11 protein-coding genes are annotated in these 12002 nt (G+C 46.0%); 9 read left to right on the top strand and 2 right to left on the bottom strand.

Features of this window, described 5'->3' with window-relative positions; genetic code table 11:
* Positions 1-4 precede the first annotated feature (4 nt).
* Genes RA156_RS14370 through RA156_RS14380 form a run of 3 tightly spaced genes read left to right on the top strand, consistent with a single transcriptional unit; the run spans position 5 to position 2451 of the window.
* A complete protein-coding gene (locus RA156_RS14370) occupies positions 5-730 on the top strand; it encodes a polyprenol monophosphomannose synthase (RefSeq protein ID WP_306641076.1) in 726 nt (241 codons plus the stop codon).
* Positions 731-739: 9 nt separating this feature from the next.
* Positions 740-2077, top strand: coding sequence for a dihydroorotase (locus RA156_RS14375; protein ID WP_306641077.1), 1338 nt, complete (start codon positions 740-742; stop codon positions 2075-2077).
* Positions 2074-2451 (top strand): DUF4296 domain-containing protein, encoded by a 378-nt coding sequence (locus RA156_RS14380; RefSeq protein ID WP_306641079.1) that lies wholly within the window; start codon positions 2074-2076, stop codon positions 2449-2451. The genes RA156_RS14375 and RA156_RS14380 overlap by 4 nt, the downstream gene beginning before the upstream one ends.
* Here RA156_RS14380 and RA156_RS14385 read toward each other — a convergent pair.
* Positions 2427-3425, bottom strand: coding sequence for an NAD-dependent epimerase/dehydratase family protein (locus RA156_RS14385; RefSeq protein WP_306641081.1), 999 nt, complete (start codon positions 3423-3425; stop codon positions 2427-2429). The two genes, RA156_RS14380 and RA156_RS14385, sit on opposite strands and share 25 nt — an antisense overlap.
* Positions 3426-3476: 51 nt before the next feature.
* On the opposite strand from RA156_RS14385, the gene uvrC reads away from it, so the two are divergent.
* From uvrC to RA156_RS14400, 3 genes are all read left to right on the top strand, one after another.
* Complete coding sequence (gene uvrC, locus RA156_RS14390; RefSeq protein ID WP_306641083.1) at positions 3477-5318, top strand: excinuclease ABC subunit UvrC; 1842 nt, start codon at positions 3477-3479, stop codon at positions 5316-5318.
* Positions 5319-5425: 107 nt separating this feature from the next.
* Positions 5426-6946 (top strand): hypothetical protein, encoded by a 1521-nt coding sequence (locus tag RA156_RS14395; protein WP_306641085.1) that lies wholly within the window; start codon positions 5426-5428, stop codon positions 6944-6946.
* 83 nt (positions 6947-7029) lie between these two features.
* Positions 7030-8220 (top strand): T9SS type A sorting domain-containing protein, encoded by a 1191-nt coding sequence (locus RA156_RS14400; RefSeq protein WP_306641087.1) that lies wholly within the window; start codon positions 7030-7032, stop codon positions 8218-8220.
* On the opposite strand, the gene thiL is transcribed toward RA156_RS14400, so the two are convergent.
* The gene (thiL, locus tag RA156_RS14405) at positions 8207-9244 is read right to left on the bottom strand and encodes a thiamine-phosphate kinase (RefSeq protein WP_306641088.1); all 1038 of its coding nucleotides are present in this window, start codon (positions 9242-9244) and stop codon (positions 8207-8209) included. The two genes, RA156_RS14400 and thiL, sit on opposite strands and share 14 nt — an antisense overlap.
* A gap of 171 nt (positions 9245-9415) precedes the next feature.
* On the opposite strand from thiL, the gene RA156_RS14410 reads away from it, so the two are divergent.
* Genes RA156_RS14410 through sufC form a run of 3 tightly spaced genes read left to right on the top strand, consistent with a single transcriptional unit; the run spans position 9416 to position 11997 of the window.
* The gene (locus RA156_RS14410) at positions 9416-9742 is read left to right on the top strand and encodes a HesB/IscA family protein (RefSeq protein ID WP_306641089.1); all 327 of its coding nucleotides are present in this window, start codon (positions 9416-9418) and stop codon (positions 9740-9742) included.
* 35 nt (positions 9743-9777) lie between these two features.
* Positions 9778-11223, top strand: a complete 1446-nt coding sequence (gene sufB / locus RA156_RS14415) for a Fe-S cluster assembly protein SufB (RefSeq protein WP_306641090.1) — start codon at positions 9778-9780, stop codon at positions 11221-11223.
* Between the two features lie 21 nt (positions 11224-11244).
* On the top strand, positions 11245-11997 hold the full coding sequence (gene sufC, locus RA156_RS14420) for a Fe-S cluster assembly ATPase SufC (protein ID WP_306641092.1): 753 nt from the start codon (positions 11245-11247) through the stop codon (positions 11995-11997).
* The last annotated feature ends 5 nt before the right edge of the window (positions 11998-12002 follow it).

The following is a 12002-nucleotide window of genomic DNA, read 5'->3' on the forward strand; positions in this document are numbered from 1 at the left end:
AAACGTGCCTGATAGTCTCGTCATCATACCAACGTATAACGAAAAGGAAAACATTGAGCGCATTACGCGTAAAGTGTTCTCATTCGAACATCCATTCCACATTCTTGTGGTTGACGATGGTTCTCCTGATGGAACTGCAGATATCGTAAAAGGACTGCAACAAGAGTTTCCGGAGCGTCTGCACATTGTAGAACGTGAAGGGAAACTTGGTCTAGGTACAGCATACATCGCCGGATTCAGATGGGGAATTGAACGTAAGTACGAGTACATCTTTGAGATGGATGCTGACTTCTCTCACAACCCTGAAGATTTGATTCGCCTTCGTCACGCTTGCGCGGAAGAAGGGGCTGATTTCGCCATTGGATCTCGTTACGTCAAAGGAGGAAAGGTTGACAACTGGCCGCTTAACCGCGTCATGATGAGCTTTTTCGCCTCGGTATACGTGAACTCAATTCTTTGGATGGGAATTCGCGATTGTACAGCCGGTTTCAAGTGTTATACACGTAAAGTGTTGGAGACGATTGATCTTGATAGCATCACCTTCATTGGCTACGCTTTCCAGATTGAGATGAAGTACAAAGCTCAGCGACTTGGATTCAAGGCCAAAGAGGTACCGATCACCTTCATCGATCGCCAATACGGCGAAAGCAAGATGAGCATGGGCATCTTTAAAGAAGCCTTCTGGGGCGTTATGAAAATGCGCTTCATGAAAGTTAAACCAGCAAAGTAAGTCTACTACATGTCAACTCTAATTAAGAACGTCTCGGTCATTAATGAAGGCACCGTGCGTAAAGCACACGTACTCATCAATGAAGACCGTATTGAACGCATTGATCTCAGCTGCACGATTGAACCCAATGCACGAGAAGTCATTGAAGCCGAAGGGAAGTACCTTCTTCCAGGTGCCATTGATGACCAAGTGCATTTCCGTGAGCCTGGATTGACGCATAAGGCAGAGTTGGCTACAGAATCAAAGGCAGCCGTAGCCGGAGGAATCACTTCCTTCATGGAGATGCCGAATACTGTTCCAAATACCCTAACACAAGAGCTACTCCAACAGAAGTACGACCGTGCGGCGGAAGTTTCGCCAGCGAACTACTCGTTCTTCATGGGAGCCAGTAATGACAACATTGAAGAGGTGCTGAAAACAGACCCTAAACAAGTGTGTGGGGTGAAAGTATTCATGGGTTCTTCTACAGGAAACATGCTGGTTGACAACCGTGCTACGCTTGAAGGAATTTTCAAGGAGTGTCCGATGCTCATCGCTACACACTGTGAAGATGAGGCGACGATTCGTGCCAATACAGAAAAGGCACGCGCGACCTACGGTGAGAATGTTCCGATCAGCCAACACCCAGTCATTCGCGATGCGGAGGCATGTTACCGCAGCTCGTCTATGGCGGTAGAATTGGCAACGAAGTACGATGCGCGTCTGCACATTCTGCATATCTCAACAGCGAAAGAAATCAGCCTCTTCCGCAATGATATTCCACTCGAAGAAAAGCGCATCACTGCAGAGGCTTGTATTCACCACCTTTGGTTCACAGACAAGCAATACCTCGATAAAGGAACCCATATCAAATGGAATCCTGCGGTGAAAACTGCAGACGATCGTGCGGCAGTTCGCGCAGCGTTGAAGTCAGGTCATATTGATGTTGTAGCTACAGATCACGCTCCTCACACTTTGGAAGAAAAGTCTCAGAGCTACTTCAAAGCGCCTTCAGGTGGACCACTCGTTCAACATGCTATGGTGGCCATGTTTGAAATGGCGAAAGACGGTATCATCGATATGACAGACATTCCTCAGCTGATGTCGCACAACGTGGCTCGCGTCTTCGACATGGGACAACGTGGTTATGTGCGCGAAGGATACTTCGCAGATTTGGTTCTTGTTGACCCGAATGACAGTTGGACAGTGACACGTGATAACCTTCTCTACAAGTGTGGTTGGTCACCATTTGAAGGACAAGAATTCAGTCACCGTATTCACGCAACATGGGTGAATGGAGTGAAAGTTTACGATGGTGAAAACGTCACGGATAACCCTGCTGGTAAGCGCTTGACCTTCGATCGATGAAGAACTGGTGGGTCATAGTTTTGTTTCTCTTTCTTTTCGCCTGTGCGGCGGAAACGGAAGAAGGCTATCCAGAAGATATTCTACCTCGAGATCAATTCGTTGAGATCATGGTAGATGTTCAGCTTGTAGAAGCCGTGGGTAAGCAAAAGATGATCCGAACAGATGATCCTCGGTTGAAGTTGGCTGGGTACTACCAAGAAACCTTCGATAAGCACAATACGAACGACTCGATCTTCTTCAAAACCTACGATTGGTACTACGCTCATCCAGAAATGATGGTTGAGGTGTACGACGAGGTGATTATTCGATTAACAGAGATGGAAAGTCAGCTTTCTCGTGAAAACGAGGGTCAAGATTCTGACAACGAACGGTAGTATTTCCCTGTTTCTTCGATCACTCCTTTGAGTGGAGTGAATTTGAACGACGTGCTCAGCATGCGATCATTGAGATAACGGTAGTTGCTTGACGCACTCTTGACATTCTCTTTGGTGATGAAGGCGCGTTTTCCTGTGAGTCTTTCGCCGATAGATGAAAGAATGCGAACCGTATTCATCAACCACAATGGTGCTTCTTTTGAAGGTACCTTGGCACCAATGGATGCTCCTACCTGTTCAAAGAGCTCTTGGTATTTCAAGTGTTCCCCTACAAGCAAATAGCGTTCATTGCTATGATCATGTTCGATCAAATGCATGCTAGCCGCAATCACATCTTGTACGGCTACGAAACCGTTCGAACCTCCTGGATAATAAGGCATTCCTTTGTCGACCTGCTTAAATACTTCAGCGCTGCTTCGATCAAAGTCTCCAATTCCAATGATGATTCCCGGATTCACGACGAAGACCTTCAGCCCTTCTTCACTTCCACGCCAAACTTCACGTTCGGCCATGTGTTTGCTTCGTGCGTAGTGCGAGAGTTCAGGATCGTCTTTCCATTCTGTTTCTTCGTGTACCTCTAGGGCACCGTCTTGTCTGCCCAAGGCAGCAACAGACGAGATGTAGACGAACTCACCGATCTCAGCGCTCATGGCTACGTTAACCATGTTGGCTGTTCCTTCTACATTGACTTGGTAGAGTAGGTCGCGGTCTTTGCGATGGAATGATACCAGGGCAGCTGCATGGATGACACGGGAAACACCTTCCATGGCATCCATCAATGAGGGTACATCGAGAATGTCACCCTCTACCCAATCAACCGATTTCGGATCCAACTGCTGGTAGCGGAGGAACGATTCCACGCTAGTGAGATCAGCACCCTTACGAATCAGCGCACGCACCTCTTGCTTGTCTTTCAACAACGCCGCAATGAAGTGCATTCCAACCAATCCGGTACCTCCTGTGATCAGGTTCATACCACAAAGGTAAGGTACAAGGATGCGCCAATGTCACTTTAGACAGATTTGTTGCTAGGGAAGGTCGATTTGGCGAACTTTGGTATTCCGATGGAGACCCCAGAGAACATTCAACAGATTTTACGCCGCCTTCCGAACAAACCGGGTGTTTACAAGCACTTCGATGAAGAAGGAACCTTGCTTTACGTTGGGAAGGCGAAGGATCTGAAGAAACGTGTCTCGTCATACTTCAACAAGAACCGTTACGAAAACGGTAAAACACGCTTGTTGGTGAAGAAGATTGCCGACATCAAATTCTTGGTGACAGATACAGAGTTGGATGCGCTTCTTCTGGAGAATAGCTTGATCAAAAAGCATCAGCCGAGGTACAATATTCAGCTGAAAGATGACAAGACTTATCCGTCCATCGTCATCAAGAAAGAACGCTTCCCGCGCATCTTCCCTACCCGACAGATCATCAAGGATGGAAGCGAGTATTATGGTCCGTATGCTTCGGTAAAGACGATGCATGCCGTACTTGACCTCGTCAAGAAACTTTACCCGATTCGCACTTGCAACTACCATCTTTCACAAGAAAACATCGAAGCTGGAAAGTTCCGTGTGTGTCTTGAATACCATATTGGTAATTGTCTGGGTCCTTGTGAAGGAAAGATGGACGAGGAGACCTACAATGCCAACGTCGACTCCATTCGTGCGATCATCAAAGGAAACCTGGGGATTGCCTCAAAGCTCTTGAAGGAGCAAATGGAAATCAGCGCCCAAGAAATGCGCTTCGAAGAGGCTGCTGAATTGAAGAAGAAGTTAGACCTACTTCAGAAATTCCAGGCGAAGAGCACCATAGTGAATCGCAACATTCACAACACCGACGTCTTTGGCATTGTCACCGATAAGAAAAGTGCCTACGTCAGCTACATGAAGGTCATGAACGGCTCGATCGTTCAAGGCTACACCACCGAGCTGAAAAAGCGCCTCGACGAAACAGACGAGGAACTCTTGATGCATGCAGTCGTTCAAATCCGCGACCGTTACAATTCAACCTCCAAGGAGATCTTCTTACCGATGGAAATCGACTTGACCTTTCCTGATGCTAAAACGCACGTCCCGCAACGCGGTGATAAGAAGAAGCTGATGGAACTTGCTCAACGCAATGCGAACTTCTACATGCGCGATAAGCATAAGCAGCAAGAAATGGTTGATCCCGAGGCACATGTCAACCGCGTGCTGGAGACTTTAAAGGAAGACCTTCGCCTGAAAGAACTCCCTCGACATATAGAGTGTTTCGATAACTCAAACATTCAAGGAACCAACCCGGCTTCGGCTTGTGTTGTCTTTAAAAACGCCAAGCCTAGCAAAGGTGATTACCGGAAGTACAACATCAAAACGGTAGAAGGACCTAATGACTTCGCCAGCATGGAGGAAGTCGTGTATCGTCGATACAAACGCTTGAAGGAAGAAGGCGAAGGCTATCCTCAACTGATCATCATTGATGGTGGAAAGGGACAACTCAGCGCCGCGATGAAGGCCTTAGACATGTTAGAATTGCGTGGAGAAATGGCCGTAATAGGAATCGCTAAACGACTCGAAGAAATTTTCTTCCCAGGCGATAGTATTCCTATATACATTGACAAACGTTCCGAATCGTTGAAACTCATTCAACATCTTCGAAATGAAGCGCACCGATTCTCATTGTCACATCACCGCAACCGCAGAAGCAAAGAAGCTTTGAAGACCTCGTTAACCGATATCAAAGGAGTAGGATTCCGCACGGCACAGACGCTACTTGTACATTTCAAAACGATCGAGAAAATCAGACAGTCTTCTGTGGAAGACTTGAAGAAAGTGGTCAATGATCGCGTAGCAAATGCCGTCTATCAGTATTACCAAAACAACTGATAGGATTGTAATTTATAGTTCTATTACAAGCCCATCTAATTCGATATTCACCACAATAGTGCTACATTGTTTACAGTTCTAAGAACGTAACTAAAACAGCAATGTCTATGTCGAATAAAGCCTCTAACAACCTTCATGAGCTTATTAAATCGCTCACTAAAGCAGAAAAGAGATACTTCAAGGTATACGCTTCACGACACATGTCGAACAGCTCAAGCAACTACGAACGTTTGTTTGATGCGATTGATCGACAGACAGAATACAATGAAGATCTGTTGCTGAAGAAATTCAAGGGTGAAGCCTTCACCAAACGCTTTTCTATTGCCAAGAACCGGCTTTACCAAAGCGTTCTTCGCAGCTTGGATGCCTTCCATGCGAATAGCTCTACAGAAGCGCAGTTGAAGCGTCAGATTCATTCAGCTGAAATTCTCTACCACAAGAATCTTGACGGACAAGCATTGAAGATTCTTCGTTCGGCACGAAAAGTGGCGGAGAAACATGAAAAGATCACAAGTCTGATTGAGATCGGTAAGTGGGAGAAACGCATCCTAGAGAAACAGCAATACGAAGGACAAGGAAAGAAAGACCTGAAAAAATTGCTTGACGAAGATCAAATGCTCACCGCTAGACTTGATACATACAATCAGCTCTGGAACATCAAGAGCCGAATCTTCCGCAATCTGTATCAGAAAGGAAAGGCGCGATCTGGAAAAGACCTGAGCAAATTCAAGAAGATCTTAGATGAACTAGCGGTGAAACAAGAACATGAGGGCATGTTGACTGAGAACACCTTCTTATTGAACCACCTCTACAGTGCTTATTATTTCGGGATTGGTGAAGACGAAGGTTCTTACCCTTATTTGAAGGCCAATCTATCATTGATAGAGAAACAGCCCCACCTGTTCGATGAAGAACCAACACGCCTGATGACAACGCTTACCAACCTCATCTATGTAGGTCATAAGCTTGGTCACGAAAAAGAGGCATTTAAGAACCTTGAGAAATTGAGATCGCTTCCTGCTCAAGAAGGAGGAACGGATGTTTATATGGAGGTGAGGGTTTTTGCCTTGTCTAGCAGTATCGAACTTGCTCTACATATTGACTCCGGGAATTATGACGAAGGGTTTGCGCTCGTTCAGCGCATTGAAGAAGGCCTGTATAAGTACGAAGGCTACCTCAGTTCGGTGAGAAAGGCTTCGTTCTATTTCAACATTGCCGTACTCTACCTCAAGGCTTCGCGTTTGAATGAGTCGTTGAAGTGGATTAATCAGCTCTTGAACAACATTGAGATCGACAAAACGCAGGATATACATTGTATGGGACAAATACTAAATCTCATCATTCACCTCGAATTGGAAAACAAGAGTCTCATCCCATATGCCCTTCGAAGCACACAGCGATTCTTGGAGACAAGAGAACGCGTATATCGCTTTGAATCAGTCATTTTGAAGTTCATCAACGAAATCCTCAAAGAGCGCAGAAACAGCACAGAGCAGGAACTTTATGAACAGTTGGCGATAGATCTCAACGCACTCTCTGACGATCCATTCGAACGTCAAGTTTTCGAGTACTTTGATTTCCGTGAATGGGCAAATTTGCAGGTTCAGCGTTACAAGAATCCGCAATAGTTATTCCTGCATATTATTCCTGGAGTCTTGAACCTTATGCCTCATTTTTCGTTTAATAGGGTCGAAACCAATACTTCCTGGAAATGTTACGTACACTCCTTTTAGGGCTAGCTGTCCTATTCTCTAGTGTGTCGTATGCTCAGTATGGCGATTTCGGTCTGCCTGAACAGCCTCATGACACCACAGCAGTTGATGACCTCATCTTTTATGGCGAAATGCTCGATATGAGCGGAGGTTATAACGTCGGCGATACTGTCTACAATTTCACAGTTTATGACTTCGACGGTAATTCAGTTACACTTTATGATGAGCTCGCCGGACCAAAGCCTGTGCTGCTACTTAGTGGTTCAGTCTCTTGCCTCCGTTACCGAGACACCTTCGAAATTGGGAACAACTCGCAAGAGTATCTAGCCGTTCGAAACTTCTTTGATGAATACAAAGAACTATTCAACATCATCTTCATTTACGGCATAGAAGCACACCCAACAGATGGGAATTGCCCTAGTAATTGTCCGACAACGACTAGTAATGACACTACCGTTGTACAAGCTGTGGACTATCACTACCGCAGATGGGCGCTAAAAACTTGGCAAGATTCACCTGAGCACGAGTTTGAATTCCCGATGTATGCAGATAACCCTGATAATGCGGTTTACAACAACTTTTTCCAAAGACCATATGGGATGCTTGCAATCAATTGCAATGGAACAGTTGAAGTTCGCGCCGATTGGATGAACAGCTTTTGTCTGAATCAAGATAACATAGAAGCACTCGTTGGATGGACCGAAGGTGCTGGGACGTGCGTGATTGATTGGCAAGGAGAAGAGGAAGAGGAAGAGGAAGAAGGAGAAGGAGAGGAAGAAGGAGAGGAAGAAGGAGAAGGAAATAACGAAGGAGAAGAAGAGGAAGAAGAGGAAGAAGGAGAAGGAGAGGAAGAAGAGGAAGAGGAAGAAGATGACGACCCTGTAGTGGTTGATATTGACCCGAACTCTTTAGATGGAGATGGAGATGATAGCGTGGTGAGTGTCGAAGACATTACTACTCGTCCGTTCTCGTTGTTCCCGAATCCGTCGAATGGGCAGGTTTCTGTGGCTGGGTTGGCTGGCACAGGATTGTTGACCATTACCGACATGAACGGTCGTATGATCGATCAGCAGCAGATTAACGGCACCTTTGTGCAGCTAGACTTGAGCAACCTGGCTAATGGTAGCTACATTATTAGCATTCAAGAAGAAGGAAAGCTTCCTAAGAGAGAGCGACTTATTCTTCGTTAAAGGAATTCCAACCTTGCGCCTGAAGTGGCGTGTTGGTACCATCTTTTAAGATAACTGAGTGACCCTCATCTTTCTCCGCCATGTATCCAATGACGGTGAAGTGAGGGTCTCCTTTTAGCTTCTCATAATCATCTTGGGTGATGGTCATGAGCAACTCGTAGTCTTCTCCCCCACTCAATGCGCACATGGTTGGATCAAGGTTGAATTCACGCGCAACATCAAAAGTCTGCTGGTCGAGTGGAATTTTGTCTTCGTAGATCTTTGCTGACAATCCTGACTCTGTAGCTAAGTGAAGTGCTTCACTCGCTAATCCGTCTGAAATATCAATCATAGAAGTGGGCATCACCTTAATTTCAGCAAGGTGACTGATGATGTCTTTTCTAGCCTCTGGCTTCAACTGTCGTTCAAGGATGTAGTTGAATCCTTCCAACTCTGGCTGAGCTTGTGGTGCACTCTTATAAACCTCTTTCTCACGTTCCAAGACTTGAAGTCCGAGATAAGCGCCTCCTAAATCTCCAGAAACAACAATGAGATCGCCTTTCTTCGCTGTTGAACGTTTCACAATCTGTTCCGCGCTAGCGAGACCAAGAGCAGTCACACTAATGGTCAGACCACCAGTAGAACTGGTTGTATCACCACCCACCAAATCAACCTTATAGATCTCACATGCCTTGCGAATTCCTCGATAGAGCTCATCCAAGGCCTCAACGCTGAAACGGTTTGAAACAGCAATAGAGACCGTCACCTGCGTTGGACGCGCATTCATGGCGTAGATATCTGACAAGTTCACGACGATACTCTTGTAGCCCAAGTGTACCAACGGCGTGTACATCAAATCAAAGTGAACACCTTCTGTCAGCAAATCAGTACTTACTACCACTTGCTTGCCCTTCGGATCGATGACCGCAGCATCATCTCCAATGCCCAATTTGCTCTCTGAATTCAACAAAGGCAATTCCTTGGTCAGATGCTTGATCAGACCGAATTCACCTAGGCTTGATATCTCTGTGCGCTGTTCTTCCATGCCGCAAAATTACGTTTTAGTAGTTGACGAGGTCAGGCAGGCGAATAAAACAAATTCTAGCACCCGGGAAATACCATGACTACGGTATTTTCTTGTCTTTATTTAGACTTTTTCTAAATAAATGGCAGTACCTTTGCAACAAGCTTCAGGGCAAACTGTTAATACACCGAAATGATCAAAGTAAAAGAAAGCGCGCGCGAGCAAGTTTACAAGCTAAGAAGCACCGAAGGTCATCCTGAAGACTCCTTCATTCGTGTAGGGGTTAAGGGCGGAGGATGCTCTGGTCTCATGTACGACCTCATCTTTGATACGGAGATGAAGGAAGGCGATCAGGTCTTCGAAGACAACGGAGTGAAAGTAGTGGTTGACCGCAAGAGTTACCTCTACTTGATTGGGACTGAGCTCGACTATACCGGCGGATTGAACGGTAAAGGCTTTGTGTTTATTAATCCCAACGCCAACAGAACTTGTGGCTGCGGTGAGAGTTTTTCTGTTTGATCTTATTACGCTAACGCGGAAATCATAACCTGGAAATGGCTTACGAAGGAGACGAATTATTAGAAGAGGTTACGGGGAAAGAATATGAGTTTGGATGGACTACGGACATCGAAACGGATAAAGCCCCTCCTGGGATCAACGAAGACATCATTCGTCTGATCTCTTCAAAAAAGAATGAGCCGGAATGGATGCTCGAGTGGCGCCTCGATGCTTACCGTAAATGGGAAGCAATGGTGGAACCAGAATGGGCACACATCCAATACGAGAAACCAGATTTTCAAGCCATCAGTTACTACGCTGCTCCAAAGCAGAAGAAGCAACTGAACAGCTTGGATGAAGTAGATCCAGAACTACGTCGTACCATGGATCGTCTGGGAATCTCTATCGAAGAACAAAAGCGCCTTCAAGGAGTAGCCGTTGACTTCGTTATGGATTCTGTTTCTGTGGCAACATCGTTTAAAGAAAAATTGGCCGAACTCGGTATCATTTTCTGTTCAATGAGCGACGCTATTCAGGAACACCCTGAGCTCGTCAAGAAATACATTGGATCAGTTGTTCCTAAGAGCGACAACTTCTACGCAGCATTGAATAGCGCTGTCTTCACAGATGGTTCATTCTGCTACATTCCAAAAGGAGTGCGTTGTCCGATGGAACTTTCTACTTACTTCCGAATCAACGAAGCAGGTACTGGTCAGTTCGAGCGCACGCTCGTGATTGCTGATGAAGGAAGCTACGTAAGCTACCTCGAAGGTTGTACTGCTCCTCAGCGCGATGAAAACCAGCTGCACGCAGCAGTGGTGGAATTGGTCGCTCTTGACGAAGCAGAAATCAAGTACAGCACCGTACAGAACTGGTACCCTGGTGACGAAAACGGAAAAGGTGGAGTCTTCAACTTCGTAACGAAGCGTGGTATCTGCCACCGCAAGTCGAAGATTTCTTGGACCCAAGTTGAAACAGGTTCTGCCGTTACTTGGAAGTACCCTAGCTGTATTCTCAAAGGAGACCATTCGATTGGTGAGTTCTACTCTGTAGCTGTAACCAACAAGGTGCAGCAGGCAGATACAGGAACGAAGATGATCCACATTGGGAAGAACACCCACAGCACCATCATCAGTAAAGGTATCTCGGCTGGGAAAAGCCACAACAGCTACCGCGGATTGGTTCAGATCAACAAAACAGCTGACAACGCCCGCAACTTCAGCCAGTGTGATTCACTGTTGATGACTGATACGAGTGGGGCGCACACCTTCCCGTACATCGAAGTGAATAATAGCTCAGCGAAAGTAGAGCACGAAGCAACCACCTCGAAGATTGGAGAAGATCAAATCTTCTACTGTCTGCAGCGTGGTATTGATGAAGAAAAAGCGATCAGCCTCATCGTGAACGGATACGCAAAAGAGGTACTCAATAAACTACCGATGGAATTCGCGGTAGAAGCACAAAAACTATTGGCCATCTCACTCGAAGGATCGGTGGGATAAGAACATTTGAACTCGCATATCATGCTCGAAATAAAAAACCTGCACGCCTCTGTTGAAGGCAATGAGATCCTCAAAGGACTAAACCTTGAGGTGAAACCTGGAGAAGTTCACGCGATCATGGGACCTAACGGTTCTGGAAAGAGTACCCTCGCTAGTGTTCTTGCTGGAAACGAAGATTACGAAGTCACTGAAGGTAGCGCTCACCTTGACGGTGAAGACCTTCTTGACATGGGCACTGAAGACCGTGCTCGTGAAGGATTATTCCTCGCCTTCCAATACCCTGTAGAAATCCCTGGTGTAAGTAACATCAACTTCCTGCGTACGGCATTGAATGAAATTCGTGAGCACAAAGGACAAGAGCAACTTTCAGCGAAGGATTTCCTTCAGTTGGTGAAAGAGAAGTCTGCTCTCGTAGAGCTTGATGGTAAGCTTGCCAATCGTTCAGTGAACGAAGGGTTCTCAGGTGGTGAGAAGAAACGCAACGAGATCTTCCAGATGGCGATGTTGGAGCCAAAATTGGCCATCCTTGATGAAACAGACTCTGGATTGGATATCGACGCATTGAAAGTAGTAGCACAAGGGGTAAACGCTATGCGTAGCCCTGAACGTTCTTTCCTCGTGATTACGCACTACCAGCGTCTACTTGACTACATCGTTCCTGATGTAGTGCACGTACTGTACAAAGGACGTATTGTGAAGTCTGGACCAAAAGAGCTTGCAATGGAGCTTGAAGAGAAAGGCTACGATTGGATCAAAGAAGAAGTAACGGCTTAAATCAC

The organism is Sanyastnella coralliicola (genome assembly GCF_030845195.1).
Classification (GTDB): Bacteria; Bacteroidota; Bacteroidia; order Flavobacteriales_D; family Sanyastnellaceae; genus Sanyastnella; species Sanyastnella coralliicola.